The 24,125-nt window shown below is 38.0% G+C and carries 18 protein-coding genes and 1 pseudogene; 2 read left to right on the top strand and 17 right to left on the bottom strand.

All coding sequences use genetic code 11. From position 1 onward, the window contains the following. Positions 1–9: 9 nt before the first annotated feature. The 5 genes from rapZ to CP352_RS01200 all read right to left on the bottom strand — a co-directional run bounded on the left by rapZ (position 10) and on the right by CP352_RS01200 (position 8,302). Complete coding sequence (gene rapZ / locus CP352_RS01220) at positions 10–891, bottom strand: RNase adapter RapZ (protein WP_005718656.1); 882 nt, start codon at positions 889–891, stop codon at positions 10–12. A 93-nt stretch (positions 892–984) separates the two neighbouring features. After that, on the bottom strand, positions 985–1,527 hold the full coding sequence (locus CP352_RS01215; protein ID WP_005722726.1) for an HdeD family acid-resistance protein: 543 nt from the start codon (positions 1,525–1,527) through the stop codon (positions 985–987). 72 nt (positions 1,528–1,599) lie between these two features. Next, a complete protein-coding gene (uvrA, locus tag CP352_RS01210; RefSeq protein ID WP_089143006.1) occupies positions 1,600–4,440 on the bottom strand; it encodes an excinuclease ABC subunit UvrA in 2,841 nt (946 codons plus the stop codon). Beyond that, entirely contained in the window at positions 4,430–6,475 is a 2,046-nt protein-coding gene (gene uvrB / locus CP352_RS01205; protein WP_089142983.1) for an excinuclease ABC subunit UvrB, read from the bottom strand. Before uvrB ends, uvrA begins: the two co-directional genes overlap by 11 nt. A 102-nt stretch (positions 6,476–6,577) precedes the next feature. After that, complete coding sequence (locus CP352_RS01200) at positions 6,578–8,302, bottom strand: phospho-sugar mutase (RefSeq protein WP_061204546.1); 1,725 nt, start codon at positions 8,300–8,302, stop codon at positions 6,578–6,580. A gap of 292 nt (positions 8,303–8,594) precedes the next feature. Here CP352_RS01200 and CP352_RS01195 point away from each other — a divergent pair. After that, positions 8,595–9,873, top strand: a pseudogene (locus tag CP352_RS01195) (ISL3 family transposase). A gap of 76 nt (positions 9,874–9,949) precedes the next feature. Here the strand turns inward: CP352_RS01195 and trxB are convergent. The 10 genes from trxB to CP352_RS01145 form a co-directional block, all read right to left on the bottom strand. Beyond that, positions 9,950–10,888, bottom strand: coding sequence for a thioredoxin-disulfide reductase (gene trxB, locus CP352_RS01190; protein ID WP_005718646.1), 939 nt, complete (start codon positions 10,886–10,888; stop codon positions 9,950–9,952). A gap of 81 nt (positions 10,889–10,969) precedes the next feature. After that, positions 10,970–11,989 (bottom strand): NAD(P)H-dependent glycerol-3-phosphate dehydrogenase, encoded by a 1,020-nt coding sequence (locus CP352_RS01185; RefSeq protein WP_013086058.1) that lies wholly within the window; start codon positions 11,987–11,989, stop codon positions 10,970–10,972. A gap of 40 nt (positions 11,990–12,029) precedes the next feature. After that, entirely contained in the window at positions 12,030–12,869 is an 840-nt protein-coding gene (gene lgt / locus CP352_RS01180) for a prolipoprotein diacylglyceryl transferase (RefSeq protein ID WP_089143521.1), read from the bottom strand. Continuing rightward, positions 12,862–13,833, bottom strand: coding sequence for an HPr(Ser) kinase/phosphatase (gene hprK, locus CP352_RS01175; RefSeq protein WP_065990292.1), 972 nt, complete (start codon positions 13,831–13,833; stop codon positions 12,862–12,864). The genes lgt and hprK overlap by 8 nt, the downstream gene beginning before the upstream one ends. A 14-nt stretch (positions 13,834–13,847) precedes the next feature. After that, positions 13,848–14,120 carry a hypothetical protein gene (locus CP352_RS01170; RefSeq protein WP_013086056.1) on the bottom strand — a complete coding sequence of 91 codons (273 nt, stop codon included), beginning with the start codon at positions 14,118–14,120 and terminating at the stop codon, positions 13,848–13,850. Between the two features lie 8 nt (positions 14,121–14,128). Further along, positions 14,129–15,245, bottom strand: a protein-coding gene (gene prfB / locus CP352_RS01165) for a peptide chain release factor 2 (RefSeq protein ID WP_098034847.1) whose coding sequence is annotated in 2 segments (ribosomal slippage) — positions 14,129–15,172 and positions 15,174–15,245 — 1,116 coding nt in all. Because the reading frame shifts where the segments join, the coding sequence is not laid out codon by codon here. A 64-nt stretch (positions 15,246–15,309) separates the two neighbouring features. After that, complete coding sequence (secA, locus tag CP352_RS01160; RefSeq protein WP_061204544.1) at positions 15,310–17,709, bottom strand: preprotein translocase subunit SecA; 2,400 nt, start codon at positions 17,707–17,709, stop codon at positions 15,310–15,312. A gap of 141 nt (positions 17,710–17,850) precedes the next feature. Continuing rightward, a complete protein-coding gene (hpf, locus tag CP352_RS01155; RefSeq protein WP_005718638.1) occupies positions 17,851–18,396 on the bottom strand; it encodes a ribosome hibernation-promoting factor, HPF/YfiA family in 546 nt (181 codons plus the stop codon). An 80-nt stretch (positions 18,397–18,476) separates the two neighbouring features. Further along, positions 18,477–19,172, bottom strand: a complete 696-nt coding sequence (locus CP352_RS01150; RefSeq protein ID WP_089143522.1) for a ComF family protein — start codon at positions 19,170–19,172, stop codon at positions 18,477–18,479. Then, a complete protein-coding gene (locus CP352_RS01145; protein WP_089143523.1) occupies positions 19,169–20,449 on the bottom strand; it encodes a DEAD/DEAH box helicase in 1,281 nt (426 codons plus the stop codon). The genes CP352_RS01150 and CP352_RS01145 overlap by 4 nt, the downstream gene beginning before the upstream one ends. A 45-nt stretch (positions 20,450–20,494) precedes the next feature. On the opposite strand from CP352_RS01145, the gene CP352_RS01140 reads away from it, so the two are divergent. Then, positions 20,495–21,157, top strand: coding sequence for a YigZ family protein (locus CP352_RS01140; protein ID WP_089143524.1), 663 nt, complete (start codon positions 20,495–20,497; stop codon positions 21,155–21,157). A gap of 34 nt (positions 21,158–21,191) precedes the next feature. On the opposite strand, the gene CP352_RS01135 is transcribed toward CP352_RS01140, so the two are convergent. Both CP352_RS01135 and rny read right to left on the bottom strand, forming a co-directional pair. After that, positions 21,192–22,349, bottom strand: a complete 1,158-nt coding sequence (locus CP352_RS01135; RefSeq protein ID WP_005718634.1) for a glycosyltransferase family 4 protein — start codon at positions 22,347–22,349, stop codon at positions 21,192–21,194. A 104-nt stretch (positions 22,350–22,453) separates the two neighbouring features. Beyond that, positions 22,454–24,091: a ribonuclease Y gene (gene rny / locus CP352_RS01130; protein ID WP_089143525.1), complete on the bottom strand. Its 1,638-nt coding sequence runs from the start codon at positions 24,089–24,091 to the stop codon at positions 22,454–22,456. Positions 24,092–24,125: the final 34 nt, after the last annotated feature.

The raw sequence follows: 24,125 nt of genomic DNA, 5'->3' as shown, positions 1-24,125 counted from the left end.
GGTGCGCACCTACTTTCTAATATAACGACTCACTTCACGGTGAGTAATATCGACTGGATATTTTTTAGCTAAATCTCGTGCCAACTGTTGGGCAATTGAAACACTCCGGTGTTGACCCCCAGTACAACCAATTGCAATGGTCAACTTTTCCTTCCCTTCTTTGATATATCCAGGGATAGCTGTTTCAAGCAAATCAAGCAATTTTTTATAAAAGACCTGTGTTTCTTCTTTGTTCATCACATAGTCAAATACACGCTTGTCCAGTCCCGTAAATGGTCTTAATTCTGAAATATAAAATGGGTTAGGCAAAAAACGCACATCCATTACAATATCTGCATCAATTGGCATCCCATACTTAAAGCCAAATGACATCACTTCAATTGAAAATGGCTGCCGCTTGCGATCACTAAATGTATTGATTAATTTTTGCTTTAATTCCTTAGTCGACAAGTTTGACGTATCGATAATATAATTTGATCTATTTTTAATTGGCATTAAAATACGACGTTCTTCTTGAATGCCATCAAGCAAGCGACCTTTGCCATTATTGGCTAAAGGCGGAAGACGCCTTGTTTCTTTATAACGAGCAACCAAGACATCATCGGAAGCATCCAAAAATAGGATAGTAGCTTGCACATTGCCATTATCTTCAAGTGAATTAACTTCATCCAATAAATCGCGATAAAATGTCTTAACTCGTAAATCAATTACTACGGCTACCTTATGAAAGTCATTGGAATTATTAATTAAATCCCAAAAACTACCTAATAAAGTTGGAGGAAGATTATCGACTACAAAGTAGCCCATATCTTCTAAGTCATGAGCGACCACAGTTTTACCTGCTCCGCTCATGCCTGTGACTATTAATAATTGTTTTTTCTCATCAGCCATGCTAAAATCCTCCTCTTTACAAATTATATCATACCGGGTGTGTCATAATTGTGCAAAAAAAAGAAGCCTTTCGGCTTAAATTTTTATCAAATATTAACGGTGCATAAATGCAACCACAATTTCATTAATGCCAAAGACTAATAACCAGAATGCAACTAACCATACTAAGCTTAAGGCTGCGATTACTGGATTAATAATTAAGAAGAAGGCAATAATCAAACTTAAAATATTCAAAATCAAGTTAAATACAAAGTATCCGGTTGAAAATGCACGTAAGTGCCATGACCAAGCAATACCTACAACTGAATCAACAAAGAACCAGATTGCAAATAAGTAAGCGATAGTCAAACCACCAATATCATATGAGCAAATGAACAAGATACCGATAATGATATCTAATACACCTGACACAATTGCTACCCAACTACGTGAGAAAAATTCACGAAAGCGTGAGTAAGCAGCCAACCATACAATACCTTGAACGATTGATACAATAGCAAAAATCAAGACAAATGCATGCAACCCTTTAGCTGGGTGACGTAATAACACGAACGCAACTACGACCATTAAGATACCGGCAATAAATGCGCCCCAGTCAAAGCCGCGATTATCTCTAGAACTAGAAAAAATATCCATTTTTATTCCTCCTTGCAGACTATTTTACACTTATTCAAGGTTAATAAAAACTATTGGCTATTGTCTTCTAGCCTATTTTTTTGCTTCTTTTGTTAGTTTAGTATCGCGTTCTAAGACTGGTTTCAAATACTGACCAGTATAGCTTTCTTTAACTTTCGCTACTTCTTCTGGCGTACCGGTAGCCACAATTTGACCGCCACGTTCCCCTCCTTCAGGACCTAAGTCAATCAGCCAATCTGCATTTTTAATTACATCAAGATTATGCTCAATAATTAAAACCGTATTGCCTTCATCTACCAACCGCTGCAAAACTTCTAATAAACGCTTGATATCATCGGTATGCAAACCGGTAGTTGGTTCATCAAGAATATAGAAATTTTTACCAGTAGAAAGTTTTTGCAATTCAGCAGCTAATTTCATTCTTTGAGCTTCACCACCAGATAAAGTTGTAGCGGATTGACCTAATTTCACATAGCCCAAACCTACATCAACGATAGTCTGGAGTTTACGCTGAATCTTAGGAATATTTTCGAAAAACTTAGTTGCTTCATTAATCGTCATATCAAGCACTTTAGCAATATTCTTTCCCCGATAAGTTACTTCCAATGTTTCAGAATTATAACGAGTGCCGTGACAAACCTCACATGGTACATATACATCAGGCAAAAAGTTCATTTCAATCTTGATAATTCCATCACCATGACAGGCTTCACAACGTCCACCTTTGACGTTGAACGAAAATCTTGCTTTAGTATAACCACGCAATTTTGCTTCATTAGTTTGAGCAAATAAGGTTCTGATATCATCAAAAACACTAGTATAAGTTGCAGGATTACTACGTGGTGTTCTACCAATAGGGCTTTGATCGATATCGATGATTTTTTCAATATTCTTGTAACCCTTGATTGACTTATACTTACCTGGCTTAGTTGAATTATTGTTTAATTTTTGGGCTAAAGCGCGTTTCAAGATCATATTAACCAAAGTAGATTTACCAGAACCTGAGACACCACTGACCACAATAAATTTGCCCAACGGAAAATCAACATTAATATTCTTTAAATTATTTTCTTGAGCTCCAGTAATTGTAATCTTTTTACCATTGCCTTTACGACGCTTCAATGGAACCGGCACAAATTTTTTACCAGACAAATATTGCCCCGTTAAAGAATCAGGATTCTGCTCTATTTCTTTAGGAGTTCCTTGTGCCATAACTTTACCACCGTAAACACCGGCACCAGGTCCCATATCAACCAAATAGTCAGCTTGCCGCATTGTTTCGTCATCGTGCTCTACCACAATTAAAGAATTGCCTAAATCACGCATTCTCTTTAAAGAAGCAATCAGCCGATCATTATCGCGTTGATGCAAACCGATAGATGGTTCATCCAAAACATACATAACTCCCGATAAGTTTGAGCCAATTTGAGTTGCCAACCGAATACGCTGAGCTTCACCACCAGACAAGGTATTAGCTGATCGAGAAAGAGTTAAATAATCTAATCCTACACTATCCAAGAATGAAAGACGATCGCGTACTTCCTTTAAAATTGGCTTAGCAATCATAGTCTCTTGCTCGCTTAATTTGACGTCCTTAAAGAAATCAAGTGCTTTATCAATAGAAAGCTCCGAAGCTTCCGCGATATCCTTGCCCATGACTTTCACTGCTAATGCTTTTTCATTCAAACGCTTGCCGTGACAAGTTGAACAAGTAAGTTCAGTCATATATTTGCCCATCACATCACGCATAAACTTGGACATTGGTCGTTTATAACGCCGCTCAACATTGGCCATTACTCCTTCAAATGGTTGAACGGTATCATTAACGCCAAAGTCACCAGTTACATGGAATTTCACCGGCTTAGTTGAGCCATGCAGAATAATGTCGCGTTGACGTTTAGTTAGTTTATTAAAAGGCTTATCCATCGGAATTTTTAATGCCGTGCAAGCTTGTTCCAACATTTCAGTATAGTAATTGGAAGTCTTCCATGGAGCCAGTGCACCTTCAGCTAAAGATTTTGTTTTGTCCGGAACAACCAAATCTTCGTCTACTGCTAACTTCATCCCTAACCCATCACAATCAGGGCAGGCACCAAATGGTGCATTAAAGGAGAACAGTCTTGGTTCCATTTCACCCACAGTAAAGCCACACTTTGGACAAGCATAATACTCAGAAAAGTTAAGCATTTCACCGCCAATTACATCAACATTCATGTAGCCATCTGACAAACGAAGTGCAGCTTCAACAGAATCAAATAAGCGAGACTTAATGCTATCCTTAACAATCAAACGGTCAACGACAATATCGATTGAGTGGCGCTTGTTCTTAGCTAATTCAAAATCCTCACCAATTTCGTGCATCTCACCATCAACAATTACACGAACATATCCTGCACGTTGTACTCGCTTAAATACTTCCTTGTGTTCTCCACGCTTAGCACGAATAACTGGCGCTAAAATTTGAATTTTCGTTCTTTCTGGTAAAGCCATCACTCGGTCAACCATCTGATCAACTGATTGTCGTTGAATCAGCGTCCCATCATTAGGACAAATTGGATGGCCTACTCTGGCCCAAAGCAAACGTAAATAATCATTAATCTCAGTGACGGTCCCAACTGTTGACCGTGGATTATGTGACGTTGTTTTTTGATCAATTGAAATTGCTGGATTTAAACCATCAATTGAATCCACATCTGGTTTATCCATTTGCCCCAAAAACTGTCTAGCATAACTAGAAAGTGATTGCACATAACGTCTACGCCCTTCTGCATAAAGCGTATCAAAGGCTAAAGAACTTTTACCTGAACCAGATAAGCCAGTAATAACTACTAACTTATCCTTAGGAATAGTTAAATTAATGTCTTTTAAATTATGTTCACGTGCTCCGCGAATAACGATCTTATCATTTGCCATTAAAATTCTTTCCTTTTCTTGTCTTCGGTTTTCTTGATGATTTTTGCAATTCCATAATTGCATCCCGCAAGTTAGCAGCTTCTTCAAAGTCAAGCTTCTTAGCTGCTTCTTGCATTTGCTCTTGCAAGTTGCTAATCATTGTCTTCTTTTGCTTAGCCGACAATTCATCAAAATTAAGATCTGCAAAACTATCAGATTTTTCTTCTTTTTCACTCGACGGTTTAGTAATCGAAATTACGTCTTGAATCGGCTTAATGATTGTCTTAGGCGTTATGCCATGCTCTTTGTTAAATTCCATCTGAATTTTACGCCGACGCTTGGTAGCTTTAATCGCTGCTCTCATGGAATCAGTAATCGTATCAGCATACATGATTACTTCACCATTGGCATTACGGGCGGCCCGTCCCATAGTCTGAACCAGCGGCCTATATGCTCTCAAGAAGCCTTCCTTATCTGCATCCAGAATTGCTACCAGTGAAACTTCCGGTACATCGATTCCTTCCCGCAACAGGTTAATTCCAATTAAGACATCGAACTTACCTAACCGTAAGTCACGCAAAATTTGCATTCTTTCCAGCGTCTTAATATCAGAGTGCAAATAACGTACTTTAATTCCTAAGTCCTTCAAATAATCGGTTAAGTCTTCCGCCATTTTTTTGGTCAAAGTAGTAACAAAGACTCGTTCATGACGGTCAATCCGTTTATTAATTTCGCCAACTAAATCATCAATTTGCCCCTCAATTGGCCTTACTTCAATCTTGGGATCAAGCAATCCGGTTGGTCGAATAATTTGTTCAACCTTATGATCTGTTCGTTCAAGTTCATAATCACCTGGGGTAGCTGAGACATACAAAATTTGATTAACATGCTTTTCAAATTCGGATAGCTTTAATGGACGGTTATCAAGTGCAGATGGCAAACGGAAACCATAGTCAATCAAGGTTTGCTTACGATTACGGTCACCATTGTACATTGCTCTAATTTCAGGCATAGTAGCATGTGATTCGTCAATTAAAATTAAGAAATCATCTGGGAAGAAATCCAACAAAGTATACGGTGGCTCTCCTGCTTTTCGTCCTTCCATATGCCTTGAATAGTTTTCAATTCCGTTGGTATAGCCAACTTCACCCATCATTTCCATATCATAGGTAGTACGTTGCTTGATTCTTTCAGCTTCAAGCAATTTGCCTTCGCCTTCGAACTTTTTAACCTGCAATTTCATCTCTTTAGAAATTGCTCCCAAAGCTCGCCGCAATTGCTCGTCATTGGTCATAAAGTGCGTAGCTGGGAAAAGCGAAATACTCTCACGCTCACCGATCACCTCACCGGTTAACGAATCAACTTCAACAATGCGATCAATTTCATCACCAAAGAATTCAATTCGATAAGCATGATTAGAATTGCCGGCTGGAAAGACCTCAACTACATCCCCGCGGACCCGAAAACGACCGCGTTGAAAGTCAATATCATTACGATCATATTGAATATTTACCAAATCACGCAACAAGGTATTACGGTCATATTCTTCGCCTTCATGGATCATCAAGACACTGCGCGCATACTCTTTAGGATCACCCAAACCATAGATACAAGAAACCGAAGCAACAACTACTACGTCATTACGCTCCATTAAAGCTGAGGTAGTAGCATGCCGCAACTGATCAATTTCATCATTGATTGCCGAATCCTTTTCAATATAAGTGTCTGATTGTGGAACGTAAGCTTCTGGCTGATAATAATCATAGTATGAAACAAAATATTCAACTGCATTATTAGGAAAGAAACTTTTAAACTCACCATATAGTTGCCCTACCAAGGTCTTATTATGCGTAATAACTAGTGTAGGCTTATTCAGCTTAGCAATAATATTGGCCATGGTGAAAGTTTTCCCAGTACCAGTTGCACCTTCCAGAATCTGTTCTTTATATCCTTTTTTAAATCCAGCAGTCAGTTTATCAATAGCTTGCTCTTGATCACCGGCTGGTTTAAACTTTGATACTAATTCAAATTTGCGATTTTTTTGTCGTTTAATCATAAAAAACTCCTCAAGAAAAAAGTTGGACAAGCATAGTCCAACTTTTTAATTAGTATCTATATTTTACTACCGCGAACGTGCTTTCGCACGAAAAATGCTTAATTATTTAAGTAAATCTGCTAAAGCCTTTTGATAATCTTCAGCTGCCTTTTCTGCAGTGGCAATGTCTTTTTTGTTTACACCAACATAGGCCTTAATTACTGGTTCAGTACCTGATGGGCGAAGTGCTACCCAGGTTTCATCATCTAAAAAGTACTTCAACACATTAGATTCTGGGAACCCTTCTAATGGTGTCTTCTTGCCATTTTCAATAGTTTCTTTTTGCAAGAAATCTTGAATCTTAAGCACTTTACTACCGCCGATTTCGGTTAAGTGCTCATTACGCAACTTGCTCATTAATTCGGCCATCTTCTTTTGACCACCAATACCTGGCATTTCAATTGCACGGGTAATTTCATAAGCAACGCCATACTTTTGCCAAATTTCTTGCAAACCATCAAAGACAGTCATCCCACGTGAAGCATAGTATGAAGCAACTTCGGCAAACATCAATGCACCCTGCATGGCATCCTTATCACGAGCAAATGGTTTAAACAAATAGCCATAGCTTTCTTCAAAGCCCATCAAGAACTTAGCATCACCAGCTTTATTCATCCGGTCAACTTCTTCACCAATGTACTTAAAGCCCGTCAAAACATGCTTAGTCTTAATACCAAAGTCCTCTGCAATCTTAAATGGCAAAGCACTAGAAACAACTGAAGTAACGATCTCATAATCAGGGGTTAATTGACCATTTTCCTTCATATGAGCCAATAGGTAGTAAGCCATCAAAGTAGCAATTTGGTTACCAGTCAAAACTTGGAAATCACCATCAGTTTTTCTAACTGCTGCACCCATTCTATCAGCATCCGGGTCAGTAGCAATAATGACATTAGCATTTACCTTATTTGCCAACTTAAAACCAGGTTCAAAAACATCACGGTATTCTGGATTAGGCTTAATTGTGGTTGGAAATTCTGGATCAATGATTGATTGACTTGGCACAGGAATCACATTATCAAAGCCGCCTTGTCTGAAAGCACGATCATAAAGCATCTTGCCTGTACCATGAAGTGGAGTATAAATGATCTTTAACTTGTCAGCGTTGGCCTTAACCATCTCTGGATCAACAGTTACTTGCTTCAATTCATTCAAGTAATCTTCATCAACATCTTCACCTATTAACTGCAAGGTGCCATTAGCACGCAATTCTTTTACTGGTGCAGCCTTGACAGCAAAAATATCAGTTACTTTTTGAGCATAAGCAAAAAGTCGATCTGCATTATCTGGTGCCATTTGTGCACCATCTTCACCGTAAACTTTATAGCCATTGTATTGCTTAGCATTGTGTGAAGCAGTGATATTAATTCCAGCGAAAGTATGCAAATGACGTACTGCATATGAAAGTTCTGGTGTCGGTCTTAAATCATCAAATAAGTAAACATAAATTCCGTGTGCACCTAAAACTCTGGCAGCATGTTCTGCAAACTCTCTTGAGTGATATCTTGAATCAAAGGAAATAGCTACCCCACGCTTTTTAGCATCAGCACCATTTTCTTCAATTAAACGAGCTAAGCCTTCAGTTACTCGACCTACAGTAAACAAGTTAATCCGGTTGGTACCGGGTTCAAGACGACCACGCATCCCCGCAGTACCAAAATTAATATCCTGTCCAAAGGCATCTTCGATCCATTTTTCATCCTTACCCAAAGTATTTAATTGATCTTTTAAATAATCTGGTAAATTAGTAGCTTTTTGCCATTCTGTATAAATTTCTTTAGCGTCCATCAATGTCCTCTATTCATTAAAAATTGGATTTCTAAAGCGCTTTCAAACTGTTAACAATTTTCTATTATCTGCTATTAATTATAAAACTTATTAGTCATTAATTTAAGCTTTAGACAAAAAAAGACATGTCCAATACGAACATGTCTTAATGAAAAAACGGTTCTATGATAAATCCTGTTGATAGATTTCTATGATATTCTATCAATAGGATTTTTTGCATTAAAAAAGAGGCACAAGCCTCACTGCATAATGTCCTTTGAAACCACTCTTTAGAAATTAAGGTGAATTGCTTATGTCCTCTTGCAATGATTGTATTAAATTTTCTCTGAATATTAAAGACCCTTTGTTAGAATTTTTGGATATCTCAACTGGCAAATATCGTAATCGTGAAGCCAAGTTCTACCACGCTATTGTACATTTAGACCATTGCTTAAACTGCGGCTCAGATACCATCGTACATAATGGTCACCTATATTCAAATGTGCGTTATCCTGCTTTAGATGCTAGTCTACCTGGCTTTATCAGAATAGCTAAAGAAAGAATTATCTGCCGTAATTGTCAGACGAATTCGATGGCTCAAACGGAACTAGTAGATAAATACTGCTGTATTTCTAATGCCACCAAGCGTAAAATTATTGGCTCTTTAACCGAAGACTGGTTCATGAAGAGCATTGCCAGACAAACTTCAACTTCAGCCAATACCGTGCAACGCGTACTAGAGAAATATAGTCCGTCTTCCTTTGAAGATACCGACTGGCTGCCGGAATACCTGGCTTTTGATGAATTCAGAGGCGTTGGCAGCGGCTGCACTTTATTGCCATTGATGGTCACACGCACAAAATAGTTAAGGTACTGCCTACCAGATTAAAAAAAATATTATCAATTACTTTAAACGTTTCCCAATAACCGTAAGAAACAAGGTTAAGACTGTAACTATGGATCTTAATTACTATTATGACATTATGGCTAAGGAGCTTTTTCCTAATGCTCAAGTAATCCTCGACCGTTTCCATATCGTTCAGATGCTTAACCGTTCCTTTAATTCCTGTCGCATTCAAGAAATGAAGCAGCACAAAAAAGGTTCATGGGAATACAACCTGCTTAAATATTACTGGAAACTTTATCTTAAGCCTTTTGATGATCTGGAAAAAGTTAAGCCGTGCTATCAATCCAGATTAAAAGATACCCTAACTCAAGAACAAATCGTGGCTGATGGGCTTTCTTTAAACAATAAGCTTGAAAATACTTATAACCTTATGCAAGATATCAGTAAAGCTTTAAAAGATAGAGATACCAAGAAGTTACGAAGCCTAATTCAAAGCAAAGATCATGTTGGCAATATGATGCACGCCACTTTAAATACTTTCAAACGTAATCTACATGATATTCTCAACGCTGCTAAGTTCGATGAATCAAACGGTTGCCTTGAAGGAACCAACCGTAAGATTAAACAGATTGAACGTACTGCCTACGGTTACGCTAACTTCAATCATCTAGTAACCAGAATCAAGCTAGAAGAAAAGGATGCCATTATTAAAGAAAAAGCATCAGACTACTATTTAGCAGCCTAATGCCTTTCCCTATTATTTAATTTTTAATTGACTTTTATCAACACCATTTGACAAAGAGCCGAAAAAACGAATAAATTTAATTTTTCTTGTCTTGCAAGTCTTGGTAGTAATTATATGCAGCTTGACCAGCTACACTACCTTCACCAACTGCATTAGCAATTTGGCGTAAATCTTTTTGACGAACATCACCTAAAGCAAAGATACCAGGCACCTTAGTTTCCATATGATCATCAGTTACAATCCAACCATGGTCATCCAAGATACCAAGATCCTTAAAAGGTTCAGTTTGTGGTAAAACACCCACGTAAATAAAGACACCAGCAACTGGAATTTCTTTTTCGGCACCAGTTTCCTTATCGCGGTACTTAACCCCTGTGACTTTCATGTCATCGCCTAAGATTTCTTCAGTTTGTGCATTCCAAATGAAATGCATCTTCTTGTTGGCAAATGCACGCTTTTGCAAAGTTGGTTGTGCTCGCAATTGATCACGGCGGTGAATAACTGTAACGCTCTTAGCTAATTGTGAAAGATAAATTCCTTCTTCAATTGCTGAATCACCACCACCGATGACAGCTACATCTTCATCTTTAAAGAAAGCGGCATCGCAGACGGCACAATATGAAACACCTTTGCCTGAATATTCTTCTTCTCCAGGCACATTCAAATGCTTATGATCTGAACCTGTAGCAATAATTACGATCGGTGCACGATACTCATTGCCATCATCAGTTTTAACTAACTTATCCTCGCCATCGAGTTCAACACTTTGTACGTTGCCATACTTATAATCTGGTTCAAACTTCATCATTGTGTCGTACATCTTTTGACTAAGTTCTGGACCTTTGATTTCAGAAAAACCAGGATAATTGTCGATAGCATCAGTATTGTTCATTTGACCGCCATAGGGACCGCGATCAAGAACAAGAATCTTTAAGTTAGCACGCGCAGCATATAAGCCAGCAGTCATTCCACCAGGACCTGCACCAATAATAATTACGTCGTATTTATCAGCCATAATCTATCCTTCTTTCTACTTACTTTTGATAAGTAAATAATACAATAGATTTACCTTCTTGCCAACTATTTTGCTTATCTTTTATAAACGAATTTCAGGCTTTGGTTCTCTACCCATCATTTTCTTAATTTCTGTATCAACATCAGCATCTTCATAAAGAACACGGTAGATTGCCTCTGAAATTGGCATATCAATGCCCTTTTCTTCACATAATTCGTGAACAGCTTTAACAGTAGTAGCGCCTTCGACAACTTGTCCCATATTTTTCAAAACGTAATCTAAAGTCTTGCCTTCGCCGATTTGTTTACCAGCACGCCAATTACGTGAGTTTACTGAAGTACAAGTTACAATTAAGTCACCAATACCTGACAAGCCTGAGAAGGTCATTGGCTTAGCACCAAAGTATTGCACACCCAAACGAGTGATTTCTGCTAAACCTCTAGTCATCAAGGCAGCTTTGGCGTCATCACCATATCCTTGGCCTACTAAAATACCTGCAGCAATCGCAATTACGTTCTTAACGGCACCACCAACTTCTACACCTACTAAATCATCGTTAGTGTAGAAACGAACGTAGTCATTGGAGAACAATTCTTGTACCCGCTTAGCATTTTCTTCATTAGTTGATGCACATGCAATCGCGGTTAAATCTTTTTGAGCAACATTTTCTGCGTGACTAGGACCTGAAATTGCAACAATCTTATCTTCATCATCTGGATAAATTTCTTCAGTTAAAATTTCAGAAATAAGCTTCTTACTGCCTGGTTCAATCCCTTTAGTTGCAGTAACTAACAGTGGCTTAGCACCCGTCTTATCTAAAACCTTGCGTACGTTTTTAGCAACGATTCTAACTGCCTTAGTTGGCAAAACAAATAAAACAAGTTCTGCCCCATCAAGAGCTGCTTCCAAATCACCAGTAGCCTTGGTATTCTCATTTAATTTCCAATCCTTCATATAATGGCTATTGGTGTGGTGAGCGTTAATTTCTTCATTAACACTATCAATGTTACCGTAAAGAGTTACATCGTTACCATTATCGGCTAACATTGAACCCAATACTGAACCCCATGAACCATTACCTAAAACTGCAATCTTTATCATTTTTTCTCTCAAACTTTCTAATTAAAATCTTTTATTAATTCTAATCTCTTGAATACGGGTATTTTAATCCACTACCATCCAAATACCATTTTGGCTTAACGACTTTCCGCCGATAAATCCATAAAATAATTGTAGCAATAAAGAGGATTAAACTTAATGCCTGTGATACTCGTATTATACCAAAAATATACAGGCTGTCTGTTCTCATTCCTTCAACAAAGAACCTCACTACACTATACCAAAGAAGATAGGTCATGAAAACTTCCCCTTGCTTAAAGAGATGTTTCTTATGACGCAAGGACAAAATTAAAATTAAACCAATCAAATTAAAAAATGATTCATACAAAAAAGTTGGTTGATAATATGTCCCACCTATTTTCATTTGGGCAATGATAAATTGCGGTAAATGCAAACTTTGTAAAAAATGAAGCGTAGTTGGCGCACCGTGAGCTTCCTGATTAACAAAATTGCCCCAGCGCCCTAAAATTTGAGCGGCCATTACCCCCGGCGCAATAATGTCTAACATCAAAAATGGCGGTAACATACGCTTATAGCAGAAAACTAACAGTACAATTAAACCGGCGATTAATCCACCATAAATGGCAATCCCACCATTCCAAATGGCAATGATTTGTTCTGGGTACTGTGAGTAGTAGCTCCATTCAAAAATCACATAATAAATTCGAGCACCAACATAACCTAGAGGTACCGCCCATAACAATAAATCAACAAAGTCATCAGGAATAATTTGCCGCTTTTTTCCTTCATTAACTGCCATCAAGCAGGCCAAAACAATGGCAACTGCCATAATAATGCCATACCATTTAACGCTTAAACTTCCTAGATGAAAAGCTACTGGATTAATTATTAAACTAGTCATTATGTAGTTCCTCCTTATTCGTGTCTTCCTTTGAGTGTTCTGAGATTAAACTAGTTAAATTGTTATCAAAAGTTTGCGTAGCATCATAGCCCATCTTTTTAGCTCTAAAGTTCATTGCTGCTACTTCAATAATAATTTCAATATTACGTCCAACCTTAACCGGAATATTTACTTGTGGAATTGGCACATTACAGATTTCACGTGTATTTTCTTGAAAACCTAAGCGATCATAGTTAGCCTTAGGATCCCAATTAACCAAATTAATTACCAGTTGAATCTCGGTTCTATTTTTAACAGCACCAGCACCAAATAAGTTCATCACATCGATAATACCGATTCCTCTGATTTCCATTAGATGCTTCAAAATCTTAGGCGCTTCACCTACAACTGTATTATGGTCTTTTTGGAAGGCATCTACTCGATCATCTGCAATCAAGCGATGGCCTCTTTGAACCAAACCCAAAGCAGTTTCAGACTTACCAACACCAGATGCACCGGTTAGCAAGACACCCATCCCTTTAATTTCAACTAAAACCCCATGAATGCTAGTTCTTTTAGCTAAACGTGCACGTAAGTATTCAGTTAAAATACTGGAAATATACGTGGTAGATTCTCTTGTACGCAAAATTGGGATTTTGTGTTCCTCTGCTGCCGTAGTTAATTCTTCCGGTACAGGCAAAGATCGAGAAATCAAAAAACACGGTGTAGCCTTAGTACACATTTTGTTAAAGACATGCATTCTAATATCATGGTCCAAGCGTGCCGCATATGAAATTTCTGTCCGACCCAATAACTGAATTCGTTGCGCAGGATAAAAATCAAAATAACCAGTTAATTCTAATCCAGGGCGATAAATATCAGAAACATAAATTTCTTCATCTTTGATATATTCCTGTCCTTGGTAAACTTCAAGGATACTCTGATTGTCCTGGATCAATTTGCTTAATCTAACTTCATCAGCCATATTAGGCCTCCTAACTATTTATCAATATCTTTAGTGGTGACATTTCTAGCTTTTTTTCTTGGTCTAGGACCAGAAGTACTAGTAGCCTTAAACCACTCACGATAACTTCCACTACTTGGCATATTATCTTGATTTTTCCTTCCAGTAAACCGATAAATAAGCCAAATGATTAAAATCGCAATTACAGCTACTGGTAAAAGTAAAATAAATGCCTTAAATAGAACAAACAATAAACTTAAAATAATTAGCGCTACTAAAACAAGCGTTACAATTCCCATTAAACTCATTTTTTAACCTAATCTGGATTCTCTTGACTAAGCAACCACTGTAAATAGGAATAAATAAACGGTTGCAATTTTCCGTCCATTACTCCTTGAGCGTCAGCTGTTTCATGACCTGTCCGCAAATCTTTCACTAGGTTGTAAGGATGGAAAACATATGACCTAATTTGTGATCCCCAGCCAATCTCCTTTTGATCGCCTTTCAGAGCCTGCTTTTGCTTACGCTTTTTTTCTTCTTCTAAGTGAAAAAGCTTTGCTCTTAATTCATTCATCGCAGTTTCACGGTTTTGCAATTGTGAACGCTGTGCCTGAGACGTAGTCACAATTCCTGTTGGTAAGTGCGTAATTCTAACGGCACTAGAAGTTTTATTAATATGCTGCCCACCAGCACCACTAGAGCGGTAAACATCAATCCGTAAATCCTTAGGATCAATATCAATTTGAATACTGTCATCAACTTCTGGAATCACTTCTACAGAAGCAAATGATGTATGCCGTCTTTTAGCCGCATCAAATGGCGAAATTCTAACCAAACGATGGACACCATTTTCTGATTTAAGCATTCCGTAAGCATTTTTACCTACAATTCGCGCACTAACGCTCTTCAGCCCAGCTTCTTCACCAGGCTCATAATCGTTGATTTCAAATTTAAAACCAGCTGTATCACAATAACGTTGATACATTCTTAGAAGCATCTGTCCCCAGTCCATCGCTTCTGTACCGCCAGCACCAGGGTGAATTTCCATCAAAGCATTATGGCTATCATACTTACCCGACAAGAGCAGGTCTAACTCATAATTATGAAAATCTTCTTGCAGCGTAGCTAGATCCGCTTCAACTTCTTTTTGCAAGTCAGGATCTGGTTCTTCACGCAAAAGTTCAACCGCAGTAGTTTCGTCTTCGTAGCTAGTTTGCAATTTTAAAAATGAATCACGTTTTTCCTTTAATCGGTTGGTTTCACTAATTAATTTTTGCGCTTTTTCCTGGTTATTCCAAAAATCAGGCTGCGCCATCTTGTTTTCATTAATTTCGATGCTTTCATCAATCGCATCTAAGTCAAAGAGACCCCCTAAAGTGATTTAGACGTTTTTTTAGTTCATCTAACACACTTTGAATTTCACTAATTTCCATTTTTACCTACCATCTTTTATTTTATTGCAAAAAAAGGGAAGCTCTTAACTCCCCTTTTTCTTTATTAACGACTAAGATTTTGTCTAATTTCAGCCTTCATGAACAAACGAGTTACATCAAATTCAATATTTGAAATCATTTCTTCAAACATTCTGTAACCAGAATCTTGATATTCAACTAATGGGTTCAATTGACCGTATCCACGAAGACCAATTGATTGACGCAACTGATCCATTGCATCAATATGATCAGTCCAACGATCATCAACCACACGCAAGATAACTACCTTTTCAAATTCAAGCATTTGGCTAGGATCGCCTAAGGCCTTTTCCTTATCTTCGAAGTTTTGCTCAACAATGTCATAAAGCTTCTTCTTCAAATCTTCAACACTAATAGTCTTGAAGTCAATTGAGTCAGTTACCTTGTCTGAAGTCAAACTTGAGGAAATGAAATCGCGTAATGAGTCAAGACGCCATTCCTTGCGTTCACCTTGAGTAAACATTGCTACTTGGTGATCAATTGTTCTGTGAATCATTGGAATTAAAACATTCTTCAATGACTTATCAGCTTCAATGACCTGCATTCTTTCGCCGTAGATAATTTCACGTTGAATACGCATAACATCATCGTATTGCAAAGTTTGCTTACGAGTATCATAGTTATTACCTTCAACACGTTTTTGAGCAGATTCAACTTGGCGAGTAATCAAGCGACTTTCGATAACCTTATCATCATCATTATCTGATAAACGATCCAAGAAGTCCTTAACTCGATCACCACCAAAACGCTTCATCAAATCATCTTCAAGCGACAAGTAGAATCTGGTGTAACCTGGGTCACCCTGACGACCAGAACGACCACGAAGCTGGTTATCAATACGACGTGATTCGTGACGTTCAGTACCAATAACTGCCAGTCCACCAAGTTCCTTAACACCAGGCCCCAACTTAATATCAGTACCACGACCAGCCATGTTAGTAGCGATAGTTACCGCACCACGTTGACCAGCGTTCATGATGATTTGAGCTTCCTTAGCGTGGTTCTTAGCGTTCAAAACTGCGTGAGGAATACCTGCTTTATCAAGCATCTTACTCAAACGTTCTGAACTTTCAATGGCAACAGTACCCACCAAAACAGGTTGACCATTAGCGTGACGCTTCTTAATTTCTTCAACTACAGCGTGGAACTTAGAGTCCAAAGTTGGATACAAAATGTCTGGCATGTCTTTTCTGGCAATTGGACGGTTAGTAGGAATCGTGATTACCTGCATGTTGTAAATTTCACGGAATTCTTCCTCTTCAGTCTTAGCAGTACCAGTCATACCTGACAACTTCTTGTACATTCTGAAGAAGTTCTGGTAGGTAATAGTAGCTTGCGTTCTTGATTCTTCTTGAATCTTAACGCCTTCCTTAGCTTCAATAGCTTGGTGCAAGCCATCTGAGTAACGACGGCCTTCCATTACACGACCAGTGAATGAGTCAACGATCAAAACTTCGCCATCTTGAACAACGTAGTCGATATCCTTAAGCATGATGTAGTTGGCACGAAGAGCTTGGTCAATGTGGTGAACCAACTTTTGGTTTTCAACATCGTACAAGTTCTTTAGGCCAAAGTGTTGACAAGCCTTTTCAATACCAGTTCTGGTAAGTGAAATAGTCTTAGTTGGCCAGTCAATCTTGTAATCGCCGTGATCTTCATCATCGTCGGCATCATCATCGCTCTTGTCTTCAGTCAAAGTCTTAACAAAGCGGTCAGCACGGATGTAATCACTGTTTGCTTGTTCAGCTTCACCAGAAATAATCAAAGGAGTTCTAGCTTCATCGATTAAGATAGAGTCAACTTCGTCGATGATAGCGTAGTTCAATGGACGTTGTACCATTTGTTCCTTGTAAACAACCATGTTGTCACGCAAATAGTCAAAGCCAAGTTCTGAGTTAGTTGAGTAAGTAACATCACAGTTGTAAGCTGCACGCTTTTCGTCTGGTGACATTGAGTTCAAGTTCAAACCAACAGTTAAGCCAAGCCACTTGTAAAGTTGACCCATTTCTTCTTCGTCACGACTTGAAAGGTATTCGTTAACAGTAACAACGTGTACACCCTTGCCTTCAAGTGCGTTCAAGTATACTGGCATGGTTGCTGTCAAAGTCTTACCTTCACCAGTCATCATTTCGGCGATGTTACCGTAGTGAAGTGCAATACCACCCAAAATTTGTACGTGGAATGGGTAAAGTCCTAATACACGCTTAGCACCTTCACGGGCAACCGCAAAAGCTTCTGGTAAAATATCGTCTAAACTTTCACCTTTCTTTAAACGATCACGAAATTCTGGTGTCTTTGCTTGCAATTGCTCATCAGATAATTTGCTCATCTCATCTGCATGAGCTTCCACCTTATCTGCTATTTTTTCAAACTTTTTAAGTTCTCGTTTATCATCGTTATATAGTTTCTTTAAAATATTTGCCATTAAATCGGTCCTTATATGTCGTAAAGTCTAAAAATACAGATTAATTTTAACATGATTGCTATCAAAAGAAAAATATCTCACACAAAAAACCCCACGCAAAACTCACGCGAGGTTCCAATGTGTAAAAGTATTTTAACTCAATTATTCGTTAGTTTCAATCAAACCGTAACGACCATCGTTTCTACGGTAAACAACGCTAGTGCCGTTAGTTTCTGCATCTTCAAATACGAAGAAGTCATGTTCCAACATGTCCATTTGTAAAATAGCTTCTTCTGGATCCATTGGCTTTAAGCTTACACGCTTGTTACGAACAATATCAAATTCGCTAGGCTTCTTTTCTTCTTCTTCAGGTTGTTCTACAAAGAAATCTTGTAATCCCTTTTCACGACTCTTTCTATTTACACGAGTCTTGTACTTTCTAATTTGACGTTCGAGTTTTTCAGAAACGAAGTCAATGCTACGATACATGTCATCCGTGGTTTCTTCGGCTCTCAAAACTAAGTATGGTAAAGGAATAGTAACTTCAACTTTAGCTGAGTGATCACGGTATACTCTCAAGTTTACGTGTGCAATCACATCTTGATTCAATTCGAAGTACTTCTCTAACTTGTTTAACCGCTTTTCTACATAGCTTCTCAAAGCATCAGTTACTTCAATATTTTCTCCACGAACATTGTACTTTAACATATAAGATTCTCCTTTCACCGCTATACGGTTTTTCTTTACAAATTTATTATACCAAAAAATGAAAGCGTTTCATAACAAATCTAATGACAAATTGAAAAGCTTTCAATTTTCATTTCGGGAAAACCCTGCTGTAAACAGTCTCGCGCGTGATATAGCGTGCGCCCGGTCGTGTAAATATCATCCAAAATTAATACTTTTCCTGAAACTATATTTTCCTTGATTTTGATATTTTTATCAATCAAAAAGCTTTGAGGCGTTTTAAGCCGCTCCTCTTTGTTTTTCTCACCTTGGGCATGACTACCCGACTTTTTAATTAAAAACGGCGTCAGTGGCAAAATATCAGCATAAATAGCGGAAATTGTATCAAACTGTCGTCTTGATTGATGTTCAGGTGAAGTGGGCACGGGCACATAAAAGTCATAGTTAGTTTTACCCAAATAGTCATAACACAAATCTTGCAATACTTCCCGCAAAACATAATCTCCACGCCGCTTATAAGCAACCATCAAATCATGAAAAGCAGAATTATAACGATATAAAGCATGATTATGCAGAATATTTTTGCCATAAATGGCTTGCCAGTTTCGACAATCGCTACACATAAAGCCTTGACTTAGTTCCTTATCACAGCCAGAGCAGCGATTGTCTGCTAGCTTTTCAAATTGTTTTAAACACTGTAAACAAATCTTATTTTTTCGCGCTGGTTTAAAAGAAAAAAGCTGTGCAAATTGTACTGGTGGAGTAAACTCCTGCTCACATAATAAACAAGTTCTCATCTATTCATCCCCTTGATCTGCTTAATACTCTGTCGAATATTCTTGGTATAACGATGATAACAATACAAAACTAAGCCCGTTTGGTCATCGTGAGCCCGACCAACTCGACCTGCAATTTGCACCAAACTAGCAGCAGTATAAATTGCATCATCTGCTGCAATAATAATTACCCAAACATTTTTAAAAGTTACACCACGCTCTAAAATTGTGGTTGTCAACAATAAGTCATATTTACGATCACGAAAAGCCTGTACTTTTTCTAATCGTTGCGGATCTTGTGCATGAACACCGGCCAATTTAATTTTATTTTGCAACTTTTTTCGCAAAGCTTCTTGATAAAGCGGAATTTCTTCAATCCGTGGTACAAACAAAAGCAAAGGATGACCACTTTGAATGACTTTTTTAATCTCCTGCATTAATTTAGGATGAATTTGTCCCTTCCGCAAAAACGGCCTGATAAAAAGCCTTTCTCTTGGTACAGGCAATAATCCACCATGAAAACGCCGATTTAAGCGCAAAATTTCTAACTTCCCTGTTTTAGCTTCCAAAAGCAAATCGTTCGTTGGCGTTGCGGTTAAATACATTCGAGTCCCAGTTGTTTTAACCGCATTTTTGGCCGCAAAATGTAGTTGCGGATTACTTACATAAGGAAAAGAGTCTACCTCATCAATTACCAATAAATCAAAGGCACGATAAAACTTCATCAATTGGTGTGTAGTACAAATTGTCAACTGCTCTAGCCCTATTTCCTTAAATTCACGGCCATGATACTTACCGATCTCAACTTGGGCAAACGCTGCCGAAAATCTTGGAAACAGCTCATTTACCACATCAATTCTTGGTGTAGCAATACAAGCGCGCTGTCCTTTTTTCATACATCGAGCAATCAACTGAAACAACATCTCAGTTTTACCCGCCCCAGTTACAGCATGAACCAATGTATTTTTTCTTTGTTCAAAATTTTGTACTAATTTATCCGAAATATTCTGCTGCAATGGGGTTAGTTTACCTTGCCAGCTTAATCCCCCGTTTTTAACATGAGAAAAAGTATTATTACTGTCTTTTCTAATAAGCCAATCGCCCTCATTTGCACGTCCCAAGCCAATACAACCACGACAATAATATTTACCATTAGGCAGTCGACTATTAACTTGGCTGCCACAGCGATTGCATTTACCTTTTTCAATTACTGGAATTTTGCGGCATCCCTCAAATGTGCTAGAATCCTCTTGACTAACAATCCATTGACGACCTGATAATAGAGTCAAATCTTCCATATTTTTACCTCCCTATTATCTATTACGCAAAAAGAGGCGATTATTTTGTCAGAAAAGGAAAATTTTTTAACTATTAAAGAAAACGGCACCGGTGAATTAATTATCAAAAAGAGCAGATTCATTGCCAATATTGCCCGCACCACTACTACTGATGCGGCAAATGATTTTATTCAAAAAATCTCTAAAAAATATCGCGATGCTTCGCACAATACCTTTGCCTACACGATCGGCTTAAATGACGACCAGGTCAAAGAAAGCGATAATGGTGAGCCATCAGGTACGGCTGGTGTTCCTGAATTAAAAGCATTGCAATTAATGAATTTAAAAAACGTTACAGTCGTAGTAACCCGTTATTTTGGTGGAATCAAATTAGGAGCAGGCGGTTTAATTCGTGCCTATTCCAATAGTGTCACCAATGTTGTTGAAAAAGTTGGCGTCATTAAACGCGTTTTACAACAAGAATTAATTTTTAGCGTACCCTATAACCGCTTCGATGAAATTGATCATTACCTAAAACAGCAAAAAATTTTTATTGCCAATACCGAATACGCTGTAGATGTTAAAATTCATATTTTTGTTAACGATGACCAACAAGCTAAACCTAAGGAAGACCTAACTAATTTATTGGCCGGACAGGTTACCTTTACTAATGGTGAAAAACGCTATAATGAAATTCCTGTTGAAGCTAATAATTATCATGAACAATAAAAAGAGCATTTGGATATTTCCAAATGCTTTTTTGCTACTTATTATTTTTTTTACTCTTCAATTGATCTGGTTTTTCGTCTCCTAAGTGCCAAACTTCAATTGTTGGATCAGTCTTACTCTTTTGATTAATAATTTTCTGAATTACATGCATCAAAGGATGGTATTTTTCACCCAATAAACCAATTGATTCCACAAAATACTCTAAGGCAATCAGCAAGCCTAAGATCAGAAGCCAAGTGCCCCAAGTTGGCGAAAGCAGGAATAATAAAGAAATAAATGAGAAAACCAATGATAATGCATAAATAGTCAATACCGTCTGTCGGTGCGTTAACCCCATTCGCATCAGCTGGTGATGTAAATGATGCTTGTCTGCTTCTGAAATTGGCTTTTTGTTTAGCTTTCTCCGAATCATTGCATAAACGGTGTCAGTAATAGGCACTCCCAAAATGATAATTGGGACCAACAATGAAATAAAAGTTACATTCTTTAACCCCTTCAGAGATAAAACGGCGATCATAAAACCAATATAAAGTGCACCCGTATCACCCAAGAAAATTTTTGCTGGATGGAAATTATATGGTAAAAAGCCCAATAAACAGGCAGCTAACATAAAACAAGCAATTGGGACATATAGCTGATGAGTGTGCAAGAAGAAATAACCTACGATCCCCATGGTAGTCAGAGAAATCATTGAAACCCCATCAGCTAGCCCATCAAGTCCATCAATCAAGTTAACTGCATTAGTTAAAGCTAAGATCCAAAAAATAGTAATTGGGAAACTCCACCAACCTAGATTTACTTCATGTGCGATGAATGGCACCTTTAACACATTCATTCTGATTCCAGCTAAAAAGTAGATAATCAATGAAGCGATAAAAATCCCAAACATTTTTTGTCTAGGTTTTAACTCCAAAATATCGTCGATCAATCCCGTCAAAACAATTACGCTTGAAGCGAGTAAAATCGAAAAAATTTCATGAGTCGGAAATTGCTCACGCAACAGAACAAAAGTACCGATATTAAAAGTAACAAAAATCCCCAGTCCACCAATCGTTGGCATTGGTTTCTTATTAACTCGCCGGGCATTAGGATTATCAACAGCTCCTAAGACAAAGGCAAGCCGTCGAATAAACGGTGTAATTGCCGCTGAAATAATTACTAATAAGAATAATTCAACAATAATTTTAAACATATTTGGCTACTTTCCTTATTTACTTGTTCTAATTATACAAGTAGTCAGTATTTTGCACAAATAGCAAAAAAAGTTTGGAAAAATTATCTTCCAAACTTTTTAATTTATTTAGCGATCGCCACAACTCTTTTTTCACGGATAACGGTAACCTTAATATTACCTGGATAATCAAGTTCTTTTTCAACCTGATTACGAATATCACGTGCCAAAATAACTGTCCGATCATCTGAAATTTCGTCAGGTTCAACCATCACACGAACTTCACGTCCCGCTTGAATTGCATAAGCCTGCTTAACGCCTTGGTAGCTCTTAGCAATCTTTTCCAATTCGGTCAAACGTCTAATATAATTTTCCAAACTCTCGCTTCTTGCACCAGGACGAGCACTAGAAATCGTATCTGCTGCAACAACAAGTTCAGCAATAAACGACAACTTAGGCACATCGCCGTGGTGTGCAGCAATCGCATTTACTACAACATCTGGTTCATGATATTTCCGAGTTAGTTCAACCCCAATTTCTACATGGGAACCTTCAATATCATGATCGATGGCTTTACCAATATCGTGTAATAACCCCGCGCGAACTGCTAATTTTTCATCCAAGCCTAATTCTGCAGCCATCGTGCCTGCTAGCTTACCAACTTCAATTGAATGTGACAAAACATTTTGTCCATAAGAAGTACGATATTTAAGACGACCTAGCGTCTTAACTAATTCAGGATTCATCCGGTGAATTCCCAGCTCCATCAAAGCACTTTCACCTGCTTCATAGATGTCATCGTTAACTTCTTTTCTGGCCTTATCGACCATTTCTTCAATTCTAGCTGGGTGAATGCGGCCATCCTTGATTAAGCGTTCCATCGCTCTTTTGGCAATTTCACGTCTAATTGGATCAAAACCACTCAAGGTAACAACCTTTGGCGTATCATCAATAATTAGATCTATTCCAGTCAAAGCTTCAAATGAACGGATATTGCGTCCTTCACGACCAATAATCCGTCCCTTCATCTCTTCATTTGGCAGATCAACAACAGATACAGTTGTTTCGGCAACTGTATCTGCCGCGCTACTTTGAATAGCATCCACAATGACCTGATTAGCATAATGATCAGCTTTAGCTTTTACTTCTTCGTTACTATTTCTGATCATCTCGGCTCGTTCTTTGACTAGTTCATCAGATAATTGACTAAGCACAATCTTCTTGGCTTCTTCCTCATCCAACTTAGCTACGTCATAAAGCTTTTGCCGTCTAGTTTCTACTAATTCTTCAGCCTCAGTTAATTTTGCCTTTAAGCTAGCATACTGCTGCTTTAATTGGTCTTCCTTTTGCGTGAGTCCACTTTCACGTTCATCTAATAAAGAATTCTTATGATCTAAGGTATCTTCACGTTGTTGTAAACGATTTTTCTCCCGAGCTAAATTATCTTTCTTGGAATTTAACTCATCCTCGGTCTTTTGCCTAAAATCACGAATTTGTTCTTGAGCTTCAAGAATTTTTTCTTTTTTAGTATTTTCTGCACTTTGCTTAACAGCCGCTGCTGCTTGCTTTTGTGCATTAACTTCAGCTTGTGCTGCAGCAACCTGTGCCTTAGCATCAGCTAAAATGTGGTCAGCATCATTCTGGGCATTTTGAGCTTTTTGTTCCCAAGAATGCTTGCGAATTGCATAACCAACCACTGAACCCACCAAGAGTGAAACAATGGCAGTTGCGACGGGAATCATAATTGTTAACATATTATTCATGATTACTATCGCCTTTTTTAGAATTATTCACACA

Source organism: Lactobacillus sp. UMNPBX1 (assembly GCF_002554085.1).
GTDB classification, from domain to species: domain Bacteria; phylum Bacillota; class Bacilli; order Lactobacillales; family Lactobacillaceae; genus Lactobacillus; species Lactobacillus crispatus.
This window is presented reverse-complemented; position numbering and strand designations above follow the sequence as displayed.